Raw genomic sequence first — 18,830 nt, 5'->3', positions numbered from 1 at the left:
CCTGGCATATCTTCAGCGCGGTGCAGCCTCAGATCAGGGGAACGATCACAATGTGGAAGGAGCGGGGGCGCTGTTCTTCTAATCCGTTGACCATACGGTGGCGGATGTGGGACTCAGTGACATAGGCAATTCCATCATCGGTAACCATAAGGTTGACGGGACTGTTCAGATCCTCCGCGATCACCTCAATCTTGCGTTGACCAGCGACAAGCGGTTCGGCGATCCGCAATACCCGACCGTGACCGCCAGCCCCAAATTGCCCCACGCCTGCTGGCCTTCATGCGCGCCTATCCAGACTTACAGTTCGATTTGCACTTCAGTGATCATGTGGTTGACCTCATAAGTGATCGCTTTGACGCCGCCGTTCGCATCGGTGCGAGCGAAAGCTGCGGCGATTATCGGGTGAAGAAGATCGCTGAGAACGACCGTTTCCTAGTAGCCTCGCCATCCTACGTCGATGCTCATGGCAGCCCTACGCACCCGGACGAGTTGCAATCCCACAGTATCCTGCATTTCTCAACGTTCATTCACGGCGCACGATGGAGACTGAACGAGCCGAACAGTTTGTGGAAGTTTCGGTCGATCCCATCATGCACTCGGACAATATCGCTGCTTTGCATCATGCGGCGCTCGATGGTCGAGGCATCGCCATTCTTGCGAGCTTCGTCGCCAATGCGGACCTGGCCACTGGACGGCTGGTGCCTGTGATGGAAGGATACCAGCCAATATCAAGCACGGTCTCGATCATCTATCCTCGTGCGCCAATCGTCCCAAGGAAGGTGCGAGCCTTCATCGACTTCATGACCACAGAATTCATACAAATAACTTAGAGACTGAAGCACGGTTTACCTTGTCTCCGGCGCATTGATAACACTTCTGGCTGATGTGTTTGTGCTTTACCTCAGACCAAGAATTTCCACTGGCACATGAGCGGTCGCATTTCCGCTATTATCACCTGATGTTAGATGAGCAGGCGAACAGATATTCGCGAAGACGGATGCATCGCCGAGCGGGTCCGGAAATTTGACGGCATGACCACCTGTTCGATCGGCCATATCTCCAAAGCGAAGCGTCTGCTCGAAAATGATGCTGATTTCGTAACACTGCGAGACTTGCTGGCTAAACGTCGCGAGGACAAGGTAGCACTGGTTTCGTTGATGAAGGAGACGCACAATCTTTGCGACGGCATGGCAATACAGTGACCGCCAGCCTCCCAAACCGGGGTTAAATCTAAAGCAAAACTTTAGCCAGATCTGGCCGTTTTGCCACATTAGCGAACGGCGATCGCCGCGGCCGCTCCTGCCATCATGCCAGCGCTCGTACGATTGGCAATCATCATAGCCTTGCGGTGTTTGAGCAGGCGTCGCGTCTGCGCCGCAGCTACAGTCCATGCAACATCAATGGACACGACGACGACCAACATCGTCGCAGTGAGCTCGAACCAACCGACCGTCGAAATGGCATCGAGATCGACAATCGTGGGTAACAGAGCAACATAGAACATCATCGTTTTTGGGTTGCCCATCGTAACAGCAAAGCCTGCTGCAAAAAGTTTTGCCTTGGATATTTCGCCAGGCACGGTCTGACCAGTGAGGAAAACTGGGGCGTTCCACATCTTCCATGCCAGGTAGAGAAGATAAGCCACGCCGATCCATTTGACGATAAGGAACAGCGGTTGGAACATTTGAGCGAGGACAGATAAGCCGCACACCGCCAGCGCAAGCCAAATCGCTTCGCCAAACCACATTGCAGCTAAAAACGGCAAGACGCCTCTATAGCCTGTGGCAATAACCCTTGACACCAATGCCGCCACGCTTGGTCCTGGAGACGCAGATGCGATTGCCAGCGCTACGGCGAATACAAGAATTGATGTAAATTCCATTCTAAACTCCAGACCGATTTAAGTGCGACCAGACGTTATGGCTCTCCTATTAAACTTCACCCTCAATCCCGGTGATATCAGAAGCAAAGAAGGGGCGCATGAACGTCCTTTCGTGCCTTACTACACATCCACTTTCATCTCGGATCCGATCGACTTTAATGAACCGAGCATCAACCCCAAACAAGGAACGAAATCGTTCATACGAAGCCAGACCATCAAAACTAAACAAAGCGAGAGCCTTATCGCTGGCTCCTTCCGAAGGTAGAAAATAACCGTGATGTGTGCCTCCGTGTTCGGTCACGAGATAAATCCAGGCTGACGCGAACTTCTCAAATATCTCGATCTTTGTCGGATCGATCTCATAGTTAACAACACAGGTGATCATAAAATTTCCTCTCGTACGACGAAGTGCCAGAGTGTTGCGGTTTGATTCCTTAACCGACGTCTGACACAGAGGTTCCGAAGGGATTTGAATTAGAGATTTCACGCATTCAATTTTGGAGTGCACAAACGGGTTAGCCCACCGGTCACTGTCGACTTCCAAGCGTTTCATATCATTGGTTCATTGTTGGGACGCATCTTGTGTCCTCTAACAGTCCCGTCGGATTCCGATCAAAACGAATACGCCGTAGTCCAGCGACAATATTTGCAACGGGAAAGCAGCCGCAAAGACCGTCCCATGCTTCGGCGCCTCGGGGAAGAAGGCGAGCGTTGGCAGGAGAGTGGGAATTCGCTCGGCTCTTGGCTACTGGCCGGCGGCTAGTCGCGATAGAAGTACGGGGCGGCCGGCTCGAGATTGTCGATTTAACGACGAACGCTCACCCGCCAGGAAACCCCGACCGGCTGGTTGCTCCGCGATTGAATGACGGATATCCTGCGGACTCATCAGAGCAGTCAATGATAAAAAAGATCAATGCGCGCGACTTCCAGCACACGCGGCCTCATCATTTTACGACCGACGATGGCTGGTTAGACTTTGTGAAAATTTCAGATTATCTTTTCGCCATGTCTGAGCCGCGTCACTGGAATGAAGGGCACTGATCCTGAACGTTGTCGCATCATCAACGTAAGATATGCTGGCGTACTGTGACAGCGCAAATGTCCGCTTCCGGGAAAGCCACCTCATCGCTGCAACGGCGAAAGCGGGCACTTTACAATCCGGCAGATACCGGCCTCATTTCTGCCGTTAAAGTGCGGACACGGTGTGCGAAGCTGCTATTGGCGTTACCGCCAGGCGCTGCCGTCAAAGACTCTTAATGAGTAGGCAATGATGCGTCGTTGGATAATGGTACCTGTCGTCTTTGCGCTGGTCATCGCCGGACTGTTCGGCATCTTGCGTTTGACCAACGCTAGAACCTTCCAGCTCTTTGGCGATCTCCTAGCCCGCGTCGACACTGATCAGGCCGTTGTGGCGCTTACCTTCGATGACGGTCCCACAACCGACTATACTCAACCCGTGCTCGAAATTTTGAAAGCGCACGACGTTAGGGCGACATTCTTCCTCACCGGGCGAGAGACTGCCCAGAATCCGGCAGGGGCCAAAGCTATCGCGGATGCCGGTCACGAGATCGGCAATCATTCCTGGTCGCATAATCGCATGATCTTCGTGAGCTCCGCAACGGTTCGCGAGGAGATCGAGAACACGGATGCTGCGATCCGTGATGCCGGGTATAAGGGCGAGCTGCATTTCCGTCCTCCATATGGCAAGAAACTCGTCGCATTGCCTTGGTATTTGGCGCAGAACGACCGCACCACGATCATGTGGGATGTGGAACCTGAAGCGGATCTGGTCACAGCTGCTGATCCCCAAGCTATGGCTGACTATGTGATTACCAATGCGACCAACGGCTCGATCATCATCATGCACGTTATGTACGAAAGCCGAGGGGCCAGCCGGCAGGCATTGCCCGCTCTGATCGATGGTCTCAAGGCGCGGGGCTTTAAATTTGTCACAGTTTCCGAATTGCTGGCGCTGCAACAGGGAAGTTCAAATTGAATAGAACTTAACAGGACGTCATTGCCGACAATGAGAAACGTCCGAATGTCTCGATTTCAGGCCGAACGGGTACCATTGTTAGTTTTAGGCTGTTCATGGCCCAATCAAGCGTCTCCTTTGCCGATGCTCTCCTCGCCCTCGGTCAGGTTTCCGAAACATTCGATAAGCATCTCAGTGAGGATTCTCACTTTTCTCGTGGGATACCGACCGGGCGGTCTCACGACGAAGATGGCGGCCGGTGGAACCGGATAACCTGTCATGATTGGCACCAATGCGCCCGACGAGATATGATCGGCGACGAGCGGTTCGGGTAGATAGGCGACCCCTATCCCCTCCAAAGCGGCCGCCACGAGCGATACTCCGTTGTCAGCTACGAAACGCCCTTGGGGGCGCACCAGGACAATCTTGTCGACATCCATAAATTGCCACGTTTCAGCTTCCCGCATGACCACCTGGTGATTCACAATCTCATCCGGTGTTACGGGAGCGCCGTGAGCCTCGACGTAGGCAGGACTTGCGACAAGTTTGCCAAAGAGTGGTCCCACACGTCTTGCGACGAGGTTGGAATCCTGAAGGTGGCCTACACGGATTGCGCAGTCAAAACCTTCTCCAACGAGATCTACGAAGCGATCAGTATAGGAAGAACTGATATGCAGTTGGGGGTGTCGGCGCGCCATCTGCGAAAGGACAGGAGCAAAATGCGTTGGACCAAATGACAGTGGTACGGCTATGCGCAGGCGGCCTCGAAGCTCACCGGCCGGCAACATCGTTTCCTTTGCGACATCCAGTTCGGTGGAAATCCGGGCTGCGTGCTCCCTGAATGTAACACCTGCTTCTGTCAGCGCTATACCACGGGTCGTCCTCGCAAGTAACTGTGCGCCAAGTTCCGCCTCGAGCTGGGTGATTCTCCGGCTGACCATCGACTTCGAAATGCCCAGGCGCAGCGCCGCTGACGATATCCCGCCGGCATCAGCGACCTCGATGAATATTCTCAGATCCTCAAGTTGCACATCGCGTTCCTTTTCCTGCAACACAGCGTCACACGATTTAGGTCTACCGGCTCGCAGAAGACAATGACAAGTTGGCTGCGGATGGCTCTCCGATGAGGGTATCCTCGCAACATCTCTTAACGAACCGCCAATATAGGATCTATATTCAATGACCTTTCGTAACGGCCTCAATTCTCTCCTTCGTCCCGAAGATTCCGTCCTCGTTCTGATTGATCATCAGCCTTACCAGCTAACTAACCTCAATAGCCATGATCCTCAGGCCGTCGTCAACAACACGACTGCGCTAGCAAAGCTGGCAAAAGCCTTCAATGTTCCGACCATCCTCACCAGCGTGATTGCGGACCGCGGCGGCAAGCTCTTCAAGCAAATCACAGACGTTTTCCCAGGGCAGGAAGTAATCGACCGGACCTGGGTGAATACGTGGGAGGACAAGAAGGTGGTGGACCTGGTGAAGGCGACCGGTCGCAAGCAACTAATCATCGCAGGTCTGTGGACCGAAGTTTGCGTAGCGATGCCAGCGATTCAGGCAGCTGGCGAAGGCTGGGATGTGACTGTAATCACTGACGCATCGGGCGGAAGCTCAACCGAATCTCATCAGGTCGCCATCCAGCGGATGATTGCGGCAGGCGTTAACATGATGACTTGGATGGCTCTTGCTGGCGAGTGGCAGCGTGACTGGGCTCGCACCGAGCACGTCGAAGAGCTGACCGAAGTGCTCATCTCGCACATGGCCGGCAGCGGCATTGCCTATCTGTGGGAGCAGCAGTTGCTCAATACCCCCGTCCCGACAACCAAAGGCGGCCATTAAATCCTTCCTGGGGTGATGGGGACATCGACGGTTGCGCCGCGACTAGCTGGGCGATCTGTCGATCCTCGTCATCTTCAATCGGTCTCAGCAATTGTAGAATCGTTGAAGCTCCGTTGCCGAGACGCCCAACCAGTCGGACGTGAATGGCAGACTTTTTCCTGTGCCCCGCAACATCGGTTGCGCAATAGGCCGCAATTGTTGTGGCTTCAGCATGTGACAGCCGTCTTGTTCCGTCGCTGCATCGCGACCGGCTTTACAGGCTCGGATGCGGGAACCATTTCCCTACCGACAGGTTATGGTTCGGGCCGTCAGAGAGCTCCGGGTAGTGGAGGTTAGTGAGGGATAAAATGCCTTCTACGTTGATCCGAAATACCAGCTATGATGAAGCGGCACGGATATTGTCAATATGGTTTGTGACAAGCAGAAATCGGTACGACTATATGGATGTGCCGCCTGGAATATATGACGATTTTCGCCATGCCTTTTCCAAAGGACGTTTCTTCAACCAGCACATTCGCGACGTGTATCGCTATCGCATCTACCGATCTTGAATGATATTTCCGGCGAAACCACCTCGATCAATCCACTGGAGTGGTCAAGGGCTCCGAAAGCATTGATGAGCGATAGTGCTGTTTGCTGGTTTGAATCTTATCAATGGCGAGCTTAACAAGCCAGCGGCATCTGTCAGACGACATCTTCACGGTGCGCAATGCGCCTGACTTCCTCAGCCGCAGCATCAAGAATACCTTCTGCCAAACTCTTGTCCCCCATGATACGGGAAAGCGTGACGGCACCAACCATAAGCGAAAGTATTGTCATCGCCTTGGCGCTGGGGTTGGAGCTCTTGGCTTCGTTCATCAGTTCATCCAGCACCTCAAAGTGAGCCGCTACTCCCTCTTCAAATGGGTGTCTCACTTCGTCACTCTGGCGCACCGCATCAGATCCCAGCGCCACCAATGGGCAGCCATCTGCCATTTCCCCGCGATGCCCCATTGAAAGATAGAACGACATCACCGCCTCCAGGGGATCGGAGCTTGTCGCGGCAGCTGTCGACCATCTGCGCGTCGCACTTTCCATGGCGCGGCTGGATGCCAGAGCAGCAAGGTGTTCCTTGGATGAGAATTGCTTATAGAATCCACCTTGCGTTAGACCGGCACCCTTCATCAGATCCTTCAAGCCAATTCCATCAAAGCCACGCTCTCGAAAGAGGCGGCTGGCAACGTTGATCACCTTTTCTCGATTTTCCTCTGCCTGCACGCGGCTCACTCTCATATTCGCCTCCGATTAGATTTCATTTGACATCTATGACATATTTAGATTTAGGTCGCAATCTAAATTGTACGGATCGCTCGCCAAACCGAGAATGTAAAATGAAACGCAAATATGTCTTGACATCTGTAGGCCTCCTCGCAGTGGCCGCTGCTGGCGGTTTTTTCCTGGTTTCCGAATCAACCGAACGGAAAGCCGATGCCGCGGATCCGAGGACGGTTGCACCGCTCGTAAGGGTGACAGAGGCGAAGAAGACTGCATCGGCAGAGCGGTCGTTTACCGGCACAGTCGCGTCACGGGTGCAAAGCAATCTCGGTTTCCGGGTGCCGGGCAAGATCGTCCAGCGGATGGTTGATGTGGGTCAGCAGGTTCGGGCAGGTCAGGCTCTGATGCGCATAGATGAAACAGATCTCCAACTCGCCCTTACGGCCAAGCGCAATACGGTCATCGCGGCGCGGGCTGTCCTGATCCAAGTACAAGCAGATGAGAAACGCTATGCGGCGCTGGTGAAAAATGGACTGGCTGCCACCCCACAACGTTATGAACAAGCGAAAGCAGCGCTCGACACGGCCAAAGCACAGCTTGATGCGGCTGAAGCTGACGCCAAGGTCGCAGAGAACGCAGCCACCTATAGCGTTCTACTTGCAGATGCAGATGGCACTGTCGTCGAGACGCTTGGAGATCCAGGACAGGTCGTGGCCGCGGGCCAGACGGTCGTTCAACTCGCGCAGGCTGGCCCGCGTGAAGCCGTTGTCTGGCTACCTGAGACGCTGCGGCCCGACATAGGATCCCAAGCTGAGGCCAGTGTCTATGGAACCGACGGTATCAGCGGAAAGGCGCGCTTGCGACAGATCTCCGATGCTGCCGATCCGCAGACCCGTACCTACGAGGCGCGTTACGTCCTCGATGGCGCCGCCGCCTCTGCCCCGCTCGGCTCGACGGTGACGATTAAAATCCTGGACGCGCACAGGCAGTCGGAGGTCGCAGTTCCGGTAGGTTCGATCCTGGACAACGGTGGGCGGACGGGTGTTTGGGTCGTCAACGGTGCCACCCTCACGGTGACGTTTACACCAGTCGAAATCAAACGGATCAGCGAGGAGATGGCATTTATCACCGGTGTCAACATTGGCCAGAGGGTTGTCGCTCTTGGCGCGCATCTCCTGGAAAATGGCGCAGCCGTTAGAATTGCCCCGCAGCAAGAGGTGACAAAACAATGAGCTTCAACCTGTCAGCTCTTGCCGTTCGCGAACGTGCCGTCACCTTATTCTTTATCGTTCTATTGGCTGCGGCGGGGGCGTACGCCTTTGTCAAGCTGGGACGCGCCGAGGATCCTTCCTTTACCATCAAGACCCTGACGGTCACTTCCGTCTGGCCGGGCGCGACGGCGCGCGAGATGCAGGATCTTGTCGCTGAACCACTGGAAAAGCGCATCCAGGAACTGACCTGGTATGACCGTGTCGAGACGACGACACGGCCTGGCTACGCCTTCCTCACCGTGACCTTGAAGGATAGCATGCCGCCGGCCGCCGTCGAAGAAGAGTTCTATCAGGCGCGCAAGAAGCTCAGCGACGAAGCCCGCAATCTGCCTCCGGGCGTGATGGGCCCGTTCGTCAATGATGAATATTCCGACGTGAGCTTCGGTCTTTATGCATTGAAGGCGAAGGGGATGCCGATGCGGGACCTCGTGCGACAGGCTGAGGTCATCCGTCAAGATCTCCTGCACGTTCCGGGCGTCAAGAAAATCAACATCATCGGGGAGCGCCCCGAACAGATCTTCGTCGAATTTTCCTATGCCAAGCTCGCGACACTTGGAATATCGGCAACCGATATCGCCGCAGCTTTGCAAAGACAGAATACGGTCACGCCAGCTGGCTCCATCGACACGCGTGGGCCGCAGGTGTTCATCCGGTTCGACGGAGCCTATAACAGCGTGCAGGCGATCGCCGATACGCCGATCGTAGCGGCTGGGCGGACGCTGAAGCTCTCCGATTTAGCGGATGTGCGGCGCGGGTATGAGGATCCGGCAACATATATCATCCGGCATGAAGGTGAGCCAGCCATCATGCTGGGTGCCGTGATGCAACAGGGTTGGAATGGTCTTGATCTCGGCAAGGCGCTTGAAGCGCGATCCGCCGCGATCGCGCAGACACTGCCGCTGGGCATGACGCTCACCAAAGTCAGCGATCAGGCCGTCAACATCGACGAGGCGGTTGGCGAATTCATGCTCAAGTTCGCAATGGCGCTTGGCGTCGTGCTGTTTGTGAGCCTGGTTGCCCTCGGCTGGCGCGTCGGCATCGTTGTCGCACTTGCCGTGCCGCTGACGCTTGCCGTCGTTTTTCTCATCATGCTGGAAACCGGCCGGTTCTTCGATCGTATCACGCTCGGCGCATTGATCCTTGCGCTGGGCCTCCTCGTGGACGACGCCATCATTGCCATTGAAGTGATGGTGGTGAAGATGGAGGAGGGCATGGACCGTATCAAGGCGGCCGCTTATGCCTGGAGCCATACGGCAGCGCCGATGCTTTCCGGCACACTCGTCACAATCATCGGGCTGATGCCAGTAGGCTTTGCAAGATCGACTGCAGGTGAATATGCCGGTAACATATTCTGGGTCGTGGGCTTTGCGCTGATCGTTTCATGGTTTGTAGCAGTGATCTTTACGCCCTATCTCGGCGTCAAGATGCTGCCCGACATCAAGCCTGTAGAAGGCGGACCGCACGCAATCTATGACACGCCAAACTACCGTCGCCTGCGCTCCCTCATCGAGTTTGCGGTTCGCCATAAATTCATGACCTGCGCCGTGGTCGGCATCACAATGGCTGTCTCCGTCGTCGGGATGGGAGGCGTGAAACAGCAGTTCTTCCCGACATCGGATCGACCCGAAGTGCTGGTCGAAGTTCGTATGCCCGAGGGTACAAGCATCGAGACCACGACAGCCGCAGTGGAGAAAGTCGAAGGCTGGCTGCAAACGCAGCCGGAAACAAAAATCGTCACCAGCTATGTAGGGCAGGGAGCGCCGCGCTTCTTCTTTGCCATGGCGCCGGAATTGCCCGATCCTGCCTTCGCCAAGATCGTTGTGCTGACGCCCGATGCGCATGCGCGTGAGGATTTGAAGCATCGCTTGCGCCTCGCCATTTCCGAGGGACTTGTCCCAGAGGCATCTGTGCGCGTGACGCAACTTGTCTTTGGGCCCTACACGCCATTTCCGGTCGAGTTTCGGATCATGGGATCGGATCCGGATGAACTTTACAAAATCTCCCAGCAGGCTCTTGCTATCATGAAAAGTGTTCCAGATGTCCGCCAGGCCAATCGGGATTGGGGCAACCGCACGCCGGTGCTGCGGTTCGTTCCCGACCAGGATCGACTCAATCTGATCGGTCTCTCACCCTCCGAGGCAGCCCAGCAGATGCAGTTGCTGCTCAGCGGCATCCCTGTCACACAGGTGCGCGACAATATCCGCAACGTGCCGGTCGTTGCCCGAAGCGCAGGCGAGAACCGTCTTGATCCATCACGGCTTTCCGACTTTTCGCTGATGAGCAGGGATGGCCGTCAGGTCCCCCTTGATCAGATCGGCCGTTCTGAAATCCGGTTTGAGGAGCCGATCCTGAAACGACGCGACCGCACCCCTGTGATCACAATACGCTCAGACATCAACGAGGCCACACAACCCCCGGAGGTCTCCCAACAGGTCATGACGGCACTACAGCCGCTCATTGCATCGCTTCCCCTTGGGTACAGGATTGAGATGGGCGGCAATATAGAAGAATCCCTCAAGGCCAATGTCGCACTCGTCAAGATCTTTCCGGTTATGATTGCAGCCATGTTGATCGTCATCATTCTCCAGGTTCGCAGTTTGTCAACGATGACGATGGTCATGTTGACCGCACCCCTCGGACTTGCCGGGGTGGTCCCGACGCTGCTCGTCTTCAATCAGCCTTTCGGCTTCAACGCCATTCTCGGGTTGATAGGATTGGCAGGCATCCTCATGCGCAACACGTTGATCCTGACAGAACAAATCAAGGAAAATCAGGCAGCCGGTCTCAACGATTATAAAGCGGTCATTGAAGCGACAGTACAACGGACACGTCCGGTCATCCTCACTGCACTGGCTGCCATTCTCGCCTTCATACCCTTAACTCATTCTGTGTTCTGGGGATCGATGGCCTACACGTTGATTGGCGGAACGGCAGCGGGAACCGTGATGATCCTCCTCTTCCTTCCAGCTCTATACGCGGTATGGTTTCGGATAGAGCCAACGAAAGATAGCCGCCAGAGCTCGGCGTCGGTAGTTCCTGTATAATATCAAGATGGAATAAGGCTTTCGTATCCTGGCTTATCACTTAGTGAGGAGATTTATCGTTTTTTGGAACCACCTCTGTCTGTGGCATTTCGCTTTATTCAGCATGGTCAAAAAGACAGAAGATTTCGATGGCCAATTCGAACACCACAACCAATCACGATAAAATTCGCAAGTGGGCAGAAGCGCGCAATGGCAGGCTCTCCATTGTCTGGACCCAGGGAAAGGGCGGAATTTTTCGAGATTTTTGATAATAGCAAATTGGCATTTCTTCATCCGGAAGAGACCGACGATGGCGCTCAGAGCCGGTTCAACAAATTTGTCAGCCGGACTGACTGCAGTTAATTATCTGCCGGACGTTAGGTGAATAATCCGTACCTTTTGAAGGGATGCTGCTATTGCAGATTTGTATGGCGGTACTGCATGGCTTTATGCGCGTCCGGTATTCCAACTGTCAGCCCCAATATTAGGCCATCGAGAATGATCAGGCTGCATTGTTCGAAAAGGCTTCCGCCAAACTGCGCACTCACGTCTACAGGTACGTGCAATATGACATCAGCAATCTCAGCTAGTGGGCTGCCCATTTTCCCCGTGAGTGCAACAACGGTTGCTCCCTCGGACTTGGCTATCCGGGCAAAACTCAAACCGACGGGTGTCTCGCCTGACGCCGATAGAATCAGAAGTCCGTCTGTTTTTCGGATTGAGGGCGCGGTTGCTTCACCTACAAAGTGAACCTTGCGCCCGATATGCATGAAGCGCATTGCAGCCATTTGCGCAGACAAACCGGAGCGACCTTGTCCGGCAAAGAACCAGCGGCGTTCGGAATTCGCGAAAACCTGCGCCAGGCGGTCAAAGGCGTTTGCGTCTATCTTCGATAAGGCTTCTGTTAATTCCTGACCAACAATCAGCCAGGGTCCTTGAGAAACAGTCATCGGCAATACCTTGGTAGAAGCGCGCGGTTGGGCATCAGCTGCGCCTGCGAGATTGCGTCAATGACAACGGGTAACGGACAGGGTGATATGCCATCGAACTGACATTCACCGGGCGATATTCGCTATCATAGGCAATTTGATCGAGAGTAAGCACAGCCGCAGGAAGATCAAGTTGCAGAAACCCGGCCTCTGATTCTGTCGCAAGCCGGGCACTCAGCGTTGATTGGCCACGGGCGGGAATGACACCATAGCGTTCTTTGAACTCGGCATAGAGCGACCTGTTTCCGGTGTTCCAGTCTATATCCAGAATGCCTGGTGTCAGTACCTCAGCAAACCAGTCGCGCTGAACGACAACCGGCAAATCATCAAGGAAGCGCAGCCGCTCGATGAAAACAACATTTGAACCTGAAGGAAGCCCAAGCGGACGCGTAATATCTGCGTCGGCTCGAATAATTTCTGCGGCGAGCAATTTCATGCCAGGCTTACGATTATTAGCCTCGGCCGTTTCGGTGAAGCTCCGTACGATCTCAATTTCATAAGTCGGTCGGGGCTCGGTGACGTAAATACCCTTGCCTGCGCGAGTTTGCAGAAAGCCGAGGTTCTCGAGATCCTTGACTGCTTGCCGAACGGTAATCCTGCTCACTCCGTACAATGCCACAAGTTCGCGCTCGGACGGCAGTTTGTCGTTGACCGAGAGTTTTCCGCTGTCGATCATATTTTTGAGGACAGTCCGTAGTTGGACGTAGAGTGGGTCGGGGTGGTTTCGATCGACCGGATTTATTCGGCCACGCCGGTGTGTTTCACTCATCTCGAATCTTCACCCGCTTTTTGGTGTCTGAGCTATCTGGCAGATTGCTACGCCTGTTGTCGAGGTTATTGAATACAAGATGTTTCGACTGTGTTGACATAACTGGTTATGACCAGTAGCAATAGCACAGCATGAGCATTGGAGCAATTCATGAAGTTGACTTTGGTTGGCGGCGGCGGAGTGAGAGCGCCATTGTTTGTTGGGTCGGCGCTTCGCCGAGCAGAACAGAGCGGGCTGAAGGAAATTTGCCTGCTGGATATCAACGAGAAGAAGCTCGAACTGTTCGGGCGTATCAGTCAGGAATTGGGTCGTCGGAACCAATCCTCCGTGAAAATCTCCCTGACCACCAGTGCTGAAAAAGCGCTGGAGGGTGCAGATTATGTTGTTACAACCGTTCGCCCTGGCGACGAAGAAGGCCGGATCAAGGATGAGCGGATTGCTCTCTCGCATGGCGTGTTGGGACAGGAAACAACCGGGCCAGGCGGATTCGCTATGGCTCTGCGCAGCATTCCGGCAATTTTGGAATATGCGAGGCTTTTAAAGAAAGTCAGCCCGGATGCCTGGCTCTTTAATTTCACAAATCCGGCTGGTCTTGTTGCGCAAGCACTTCAGGATGAAGGCTTTCATCGCACGGTCGGTATTTGTGATGGCGCCAACGGCGCGCAGGAAGCCTTGGCGAAGTGGTTCAAGGTTCCACAAAACGATGTGCACGCAGAAGTGGCAGGCCTCAATCATCTCTCGTTTACGCGAAGCGCAACCATTAACGGGCAAGAGGTTCTGCAGGCCTTGCTGGATGACGATCGGTTTTTAAAGGCGACGTCGCAGCGGATGTTTGATCCAAAGATTATCCGCAGGCAGCGGAACTGGATAAATGAATATCTGTATTACTATTACTACGCCGAAAAAGCCGTGGCGGCGTTGAAATCCGATGTCCGTACCCGCGGCGAGGAAGTCAAAGACCTTAACCGGACATTGATTGAGACGCTTGGTTCAATCGATCTTGAGAAGAATGCGCAGGAGGCACTGAACCGCTATTACGCCTATGAGCGCCGTCGTAGCTCAACCTATATGCATTATGCGCTCGAAGATGCTCCAACCATGGAAGAAGCTGATAGCCTGATCGATACCGGCAGCCATGAGGGCAATTCGGAAGAAGGCGAGGGTTACGCCGGAGTTGCGCTTAATCTTGTGGATGCTCTGCAAACCGGAAAGCCTTGCTACAGCGGCCTCAACGTCCGCAATGAGGGATCAATAGACGGTCTGCGCTCCGACGATGTTGTCGAAGTAAGCTGCGTCGTTGACAAGGAGGGAATTCGCCCTTTGCATATCGGCAAGATGCCGGAACCACAATTTCAGCTTGTTCAAAGCGTCAAGCAATATGAACGTCTGGCTGTAAAGGCAATTCGCGAGCGAAGCCGCGATGTTGCGGTTGAAGCTTTGATGGCCCATCCGCTTGTGCTGTCCTATTCGCGTGCAGTTCCATTGGTCGACGAATACCTTGCCGCTCATGCGCCATATGCAGGAGTATGGAAATGACGAAAACCACACGATCAAGCTACGAAGTGATGGTCGTTGGCGAATATTATTTCGATCTTGTTTTCCGTGGCCTGCCGGATATCCCTCGAATTGGTGCGGATCTTTGGGCTCAGGAATTTGATTGGGTGCCGGGTGCAGCATTTTCAACAGCCTTGGCACTGACACGTCTTGGGACAAATGCCGGATGGTGGTGTGCTTTCGGTAATGACATCTTCAGTCGTATGATCATGGAAGAGGCTCGAAAAGAGAATATTGACGATGGGTTGTTTATCCAAATGGACAAGCCTTGGCGGCGGCTGAGTTCGGCTTTTTCATTTACCGATGATCGCGGATTCATCAGTTACAGCGAAGACCGTGATCCCAGCCCGACACCGGCTGATCTTGAACGAATCCGGCCAAACGTACTTCTGCTGCAGGGATTCTCGCTTGATAAGGAGCGCAAGGCACTTATCAATGCGGCTCGTAATCTCGGCATAAGAATCTGTTCGGACTGCCAGCACATAGATATGGATTTGTCGGAGCCTGGCCTGACTGACGCTTTGGGACAGATCGATGTGTTCCTGCCCAACGAAACAGAAGCCAAGGCGCTGACCGGCGAAACCGACGTCGAAATCGCGCTCGGCGTTCTTACCCGATACTGCAGCACCGTCGTGATCAAGCGTGGAGCGGAAGGTGTTATCGCCAGCGATAATGGCCGTGTCTACCGGCTACCGGCTTTGTCGGTCGATGTTTTCGACACAACCGGAGCCGGGGACTCCTTCAATGCAGGGTTTGTTCACGGTCTTCTGCACGAGCCGGACTTTATCTCGGCTCTGGAAGTGGCAGTGATTTGCGGCTCGCTTGCAGTAACCGGATATGGTGGCAGGAACCTGCCATATCTTTCCGATCTTGACCGATACCGGCGGCGCAGTGCCGCCGGCTGATGACTCCAATCAATCAAGAAAAATAGGGAACGATCATGGGATACCAATACAAACTGCTTGCAGGCCTCGCTTTTTTAACAGTTGCAGTGGCGTTGCCAGCCAAGGCAGAAACCATATCGATGTTCTGCTCGGCCACGGATTATGAGCTTTGCGAAGAAGGGGCTCAAAAATGGGCAAAATCCTCGGGTAATGAGGTCAAGATCAATCGCACACCGCAAAATCTCGATGACGCCATTCCGATCTATCAGCAATTATTCGCTTCCAAATCGTCTGATGTCGATCTGCTCTATGTGGATGTGATTTGGTTGGGCATGATGAAGGATCACTTCTCAGACCTTGTCTCGCTTGTTCCCGAGGCAGAGGTAAAAGCCCATTTTGCATCGGCGACAGATGCGGCCCGTATCGACAACAAGCTTGTCGCAATGCCCTTCTACATTGATACCGGACTGATGTTCTATCGAAAGGATCTGCTGGAAAAATATGGCAAGCAGGCACCGAAGACTTGGGATGAGCTAACAGCAACCGCCAAGGAAATTCAGGACAGTGAGCGCAAGGCTGGCAATGCCGATATGTGGGGTTACGCCTGGCAGGGCCGTAGCTATGAGGGGCTTACCTGTGACGCCGTCGAATGGATCGCCGCAGGCGGTGGCGGTACCATTCTTTCCGACAAAGGAGAGGTGACAATCAACAATCCAGCAACCGTTGCCGCACTCACTCGGGCTCGGGGTTGGATTGATACGATCTCCCCAAAGGGTGTCTTGAACTATGATGAAGAGAGCTCCCGCGCACTCTTCGAAAGTGGCAATGCCGTCTTCCACCGCAATTGGCCTTATGTCTGGGGGACATCTCAGGCGCAGGGCGGCAAGTTGGTTGATAAGGTTGGCGTCTCAGCATTGCCAATCGGTGCAAATGGGCAAAAATCAAGCGGTGCTCTTGGTACAGCCTATCTGGCCGTGTCGAAATATTCGGCCAAGCAAGAAAAAGCTGCAGAACTATTGAGGTATATGGTCGGTCTTGAGGACCAGAAAATGCGAGCAATAAAGGGCGGATACAACCCTACGGTTGAAGCACTCTACACCGACGCTGACGTCCTCGCGAAAATACCGTTCCTGCCCATGGCGAAAGCGGCTTTCGAAGAATCCGTTGCTCGGCCATCTGCGGCGACCGGGAAGAATTATAATCGGGTTTCGCGCACCTTCTATCGCGCGGTCCATGACATAATCTCCGGGACCGGCGATGTGGCAGAGGAAGTTGTGCAGCTTGAAAAGAAGCTGAAGCGCGACGTAAAAGCCAACTGAAGCACAACCGCCTGCGGATAACGCCCGCAGGCGGCTTCTCCTTCACCAAAGCTCACGCATTGCAAGTCACAGGTTAAGGCAAGGGCAACGTAATGGCCTCCGTCACACTGAAAGAAGTCAGCAAGAGCTTTGGAGCTTTTGATGTGCTCCGGTCGATCGACCTCGACATTGAAGATGGAGAATTCGTGGTCTTCGTGGGGCCATCAGGCTGCGGCAAATCAACTTTGCTGCGTGTCATTGCCGGGTTGGTTCCTGTCTCGCAAGGGACTGTCTCTATCGATGGAGAAGAAGTTACGGACGTACCGGCGTCAAAACGCGGCGTTGCGTTCGTTTTTCAGTCCTATGCCCTCTATCCTCACATGAATGTGGCCCGTAACATCAGTTTCGCCCTGGAAACAGCGCGAATGACCAAGGTCGAGATTGGTCGGCGGTTGGCCAAGGTCGCCGATATGTTGAAAATCGACCATCTGCTCGACCGTAAGCCAAAGCAGCTTTCAGGCGGGCAGCGCCAGCGCGTTGCGATAGGACGGGCTCTGGTCAGTCAGCCGAAACTATTCCTCTTTGATGAGCCCCTTTCCAATCTTGATGCTGACTTGCGAATGGAGATGCGTTTCGAAATCGCCAAGTTGCATGCCGAAGTCAGTGCCACGATGATTTATGTTACACATGATCAGACTGAGGCCATGACGCTCGCCGATCGGATCGTCATCCTCAATCATGGGCGCATTGAACAGGTAGGAACGCCCCGTCAGCTCTATGATCATCCGGCAAACAAGTTCGTTGCAGGTTTCCTTGGTAGCCCTCGCATGAACTTTGCGTCTGTCAAAAGTGAAACACAGGGCGTGATCACCGGCCCTGACGGCTTCGAGCTGAAACTGGACCCGTTAGATGCAAAAAAACCAGTGACACTAGGACTTCGCCCCGAATCATTGGAAATAATCTCCGCAGACGCAGGCCTTTGCATAAAGGGTGTCTTTGAACGTGTCGAAGACCTTGGTTATGAGCAGATCGCATATATCCGCTTGAGCGATAACACGATCTGGACCGTACGCTCCGGAGGGGCAATTCCGGTATATGCTTCAGGGTCGAAGGTTGGCTTGAGATGGAACCCCGAGGATATCTATCTTTTCGATGATAAAGACCGGTGTCTCGACGTTGGCCTAGTTCTGAAGCCAGCAGTTGGAATAAGCCAATGAAAAACAGGGAAACAACCACAGCCTGGTTTTTTCTCCTGCCACTTCTGTTGGCACTTACAGCTGTTGCCGCATGGCCGCTGGCACGGAACATGTATTTCTCTTTCACCGATGCCTTTCTCGATAATCCTGCAGATTATAGCTTTGTCGGCTTTCAGAACTTTATTACCGTTTGGGAGGACTCCATTTTCTGGGGTGCTGTACGCAATACGCTTGTTTTCACGTCTATCTCGGTGGCGTTGGAGACCCTGCTTGGTTTTGCGATCGCCTTACTGTTGCATCGCGCCTTCGTCGGGCGCGGGCTGGTGCGGGCCGCTATGTTGGTTCCATGGGCCATGCCGATGGTCGTATCCGCGAAGATTTGGGAGTGGATGTTCAATGATCAATTTGGCCTTATCAACAAGGGTTTAATCTGGCTAGGCTTCCTTGAAAAGGGCGTCGCATGGACAGCTGATCCGTCCCTTATCCTCGGCACGGTTATCTTCATCGACGTATGGGTCACGACGCCCTTCATGGTTCTGCTTATTCTTGCTGGTTTACAGTTGATACCGGAAGAAATCTACGAGGCGGCTGAGGTTTCCGGAGTGCCTGCATGGAAGCGTCTGTGGTCGATCACCTTGCCGTTGGCGACACCCGCCATTGGAGTAGCCGTTCTTTTCCGGACACTCGATGCGCTGCGGATGTTTGATCTGAGTTATGTCCTTGCCGCCAACAATGAGAAGGCGATGACAATGTCAATCTATGCGCGGGATCAACTGATCAGCTTTCAGGACCTGGGTGTAGGTTCCGCCGCTTCAACTTGGGTGTTTCTTATAATAGGGCTGATTGCGATCGCTATGGTGAGCATTCTCAGACTCGACCGGAATACGGGTTGACCG

18 protein-coding genes and 2 pseudogenes are annotated in these 18,830 nt (G+C 54.0%); 13 read left to right on the top strand and 7 right to left on the bottom strand.

Translation table 11 applies throughout. The features are described 5' to 3' along the window. Positions 1-28 precede the first annotated feature (28 nt). Positions 29-265, bottom strand: a complete 237-nt coding sequence (locus tag V9K95_RS17845; RefSeq protein ID WP_336441773.1) for a hypothetical protein — start codon at positions 263-265, stop codon at positions 29-31. Positions 266-279: 14 nt separating this feature from the next. Between V9K95_RS17845 and V9K95_RS23740 the strand changes: the two are divergent. The 3 genes and pseudogenes from V9K95_RS23740 to V9K95_RS17835 form a co-directional block, all read left to right on the top strand. Further along, positions 280-462: pseudogene (locus V9K95_RS23740) on the top strand (LysR substrate-binding domain-containing protein); the annotation flags it as partial. Next, positions 447-830, top strand: a complete 384-nt coding sequence (locus tag V9K95_RS17840; protein WP_337345121.1) for a LysR substrate-binding domain-containing protein — start codon at positions 447-449, stop codon at positions 828-830. The pseudogene V9K95_RS23740 and the gene V9K95_RS17840, both read left to right, overlap by 16 nt. A gap of 22 nt (positions 831-852) precedes the next feature. Further along, positions 853-1,213: pseudogene (locus tag V9K95_RS17835) on the top strand (Dps family protein); the annotation flags it as partial. A 57-nt stretch (positions 1,214-1,270) separates the two neighbouring features. Here the strand turns inward: V9K95_RS17835 and V9K95_RS17830 are convergent. Then, positions 1,271-1,882: a LysE family translocator gene (locus V9K95_RS17830; RefSeq protein ID WP_336441774.1), complete on the bottom strand. Its 612-nt coding sequence runs from the start codon at positions 1,880-1,882 to the stop codon at positions 1,271-1,273. A 49-nt stretch (positions 1,883-1,931) separates the two neighbouring features. Continuing rightward, positions 1,932-2,267, bottom strand: a complete 336-nt coding sequence (locus V9K95_RS17825; RefSeq protein WP_336441775.1) for an NIPSNAP family protein — start codon at positions 2,265-2,267, stop codon at positions 1,932-1,934. 882 nt (positions 2,268-3,149) lie between these two features. Between V9K95_RS17825 and V9K95_RS17820 the strand changes: the two genes are divergently transcribed. Then, positions 3,150-3,878, top strand: coding sequence for a polysaccharide deacetylase family protein (locus V9K95_RS17820; RefSeq protein WP_336441776.1), 729 nt, complete (start codon positions 3,150-3,152; stop codon positions 3,876-3,878). A 104-nt stretch (positions 3,879-3,982) separates the two neighbouring features. Here V9K95_RS17820 and V9K95_RS17815 read toward each other — a convergent pair whose 3' ends face one another. Then, entirely contained in the window at positions 3,983-4,888 is a 906-nt protein-coding gene (locus V9K95_RS17815; RefSeq protein ID WP_336441777.1) for a LysR family transcriptional regulator, read from the bottom strand. A gap of 148 nt (positions 4,889-5,036) precedes the next feature. Between V9K95_RS17815 and V9K95_RS17810 the strand changes: the two genes are divergently transcribed. Together V9K95_RS17810 and V9K95_RS17805 are read left to right on the top strand one after the other, a co-directional pair. Next, the gene (locus tag V9K95_RS17810) at positions 5,037-5,696 is read left to right on the top strand and encodes a hydrolase (protein WP_115055651.1); all 660 of its coding nucleotides are present in this window, start codon (positions 5,037-5,039) and stop codon (positions 5,694-5,696) included. 347 nt (positions 5,697-6,043) lie between these two features. Next, the gene (locus V9K95_RS17805; protein WP_307276693.1) at positions 6,044-6,247 is read left to right on the top strand and encodes a KTSC domain-containing protein; all 204 of its coding nucleotides are present in this window, start codon (positions 6,044-6,046) and stop codon (positions 6,245-6,247) included. Between the two features lie 133 nt (positions 6,248-6,380). Here V9K95_RS17805 and V9K95_RS17800 read toward each other — a convergent pair whose 3' ends face one another. Beyond that, entirely contained in the window at positions 6,381-6,968 is a 588-nt protein-coding gene (locus V9K95_RS17800) for a TetR/AcrR family transcriptional regulator (protein ID WP_336441778.1), read from the bottom strand. A gap of 98 nt (positions 6,969-7,066) precedes the next feature. Between V9K95_RS17800 and V9K95_RS17795 the strand changes: the two genes are divergently transcribed. Together V9K95_RS17795 and V9K95_RS17790 are read left to right on the top strand one after the other, a co-directional pair. After that, the gene (locus tag V9K95_RS17795; RefSeq protein ID WP_336441779.1) at positions 7,067-8,182 is read left to right on the top strand and encodes an efflux RND transporter periplasmic adaptor subunit; all 1,116 of its coding nucleotides are present in this window, start codon (positions 7,067-7,069) and stop codon (positions 8,180-8,182) included. After that, the gene (locus V9K95_RS17790; protein WP_336441780.1) at positions 8,179-11,265 is read left to right on the top strand and encodes an efflux RND transporter permease subunit; all 3,087 of its coding nucleotides are present in this window, start codon (positions 8,179-8,181) and stop codon (positions 11,263-11,265) included. The genes V9K95_RS17795 and V9K95_RS17790 overlap by 4 nt, the downstream gene beginning before the upstream one ends. A gap of 392 nt (positions 11,266-11,657) precedes the next feature. On the opposite strand, the gene V9K95_RS17780 is transcribed toward V9K95_RS17790, so the two are convergent. Further along, entirely contained in the window at positions 11,658-12,194 is a 537-nt protein-coding gene (locus V9K95_RS17780) for an SIS domain-containing protein (protein ID WP_336441781.1), read from the bottom strand. Between the two features lie 34 nt (positions 12,195-12,228). After that, positions 12,229-13,002: a GntR family transcriptional regulator gene (locus V9K95_RS17775; protein ID WP_336441782.1), complete on the bottom strand. Its 774-nt coding sequence runs from the start codon at positions 13,000-13,002 to the stop codon at positions 12,229-12,231. A 150-nt stretch (positions 13,003-13,152) separates the two neighbouring features. Here V9K95_RS17775 and V9K95_RS17770 point away from each other — a divergent pair, with 150 nt between their 5' ends. The 5 genes from V9K95_RS17770 to V9K95_RS17750 all read left to right on the top strand — a co-directional run bounded on the left by V9K95_RS17770 (position 13,153) and on the right by V9K95_RS17750 (position 18,827). Then, positions 13,153-14,538, top strand: a complete 1,386-nt coding sequence (locus tag V9K95_RS17770) for a family 4 glycosyl hydrolase (RefSeq protein ID WP_336441783.1) — start codon at positions 13,153-13,155, stop codon at positions 14,536-14,538. Beyond that, a complete protein-coding gene (locus V9K95_RS17765; RefSeq protein ID WP_336441784.1) occupies positions 14,535-15,461 on the top strand; it encodes a carbohydrate kinase family protein in 927 nt (308 codons plus the stop codon). Before V9K95_RS17770 ends, V9K95_RS17765 begins: the two co-directional genes overlap by 4 nt. Before the next feature lie 35 nt (positions 15,462-15,496). After that, a complete protein-coding gene (locus tag V9K95_RS17760; protein ID WP_336441785.1) occupies positions 15,497-16,759 on the top strand; it encodes an ABC transporter substrate-binding protein in 1,263 nt (420 codons plus the stop codon). Between the two features lie 92 nt (positions 16,760-16,851). Next, on the top strand, positions 16,852-17,955 hold the full coding sequence (locus V9K95_RS17755; RefSeq protein WP_336441786.1) for an ABC transporter ATP-binding protein: 1,104 nt from the start codon (positions 16,852-16,854) through the stop codon (positions 17,953-17,955). Next, positions 17,952-18,827 (top strand): carbohydrate ABC transporter permease, encoded by an 876-nt coding sequence (locus V9K95_RS17750; RefSeq protein ID WP_336441787.1) that lies wholly within the window; start codon positions 17,952-17,954, stop codon positions 18,825-18,827. The genes V9K95_RS17755 and V9K95_RS17750 overlap by 4 nt, the downstream gene beginning before the upstream one ends. Positions 18,828-18,830 lie beyond the last annotated feature (3 nt).

This window comes from Phyllobacterium sp. CCNWLW183 (genome assembly GCF_037203775.1).
Taxonomy (GTDB): Bacteria; Pseudomonadota; Alphaproteobacteria; order Rhizobiales; family Rhizobiaceae; genus Phyllobacterium; species Phyllobacterium ifriqiyense.
Note: the sequence above shows the minus strand (reverse complement) of the source record. Positions and strands in the feature narration are given on the sequence as shown.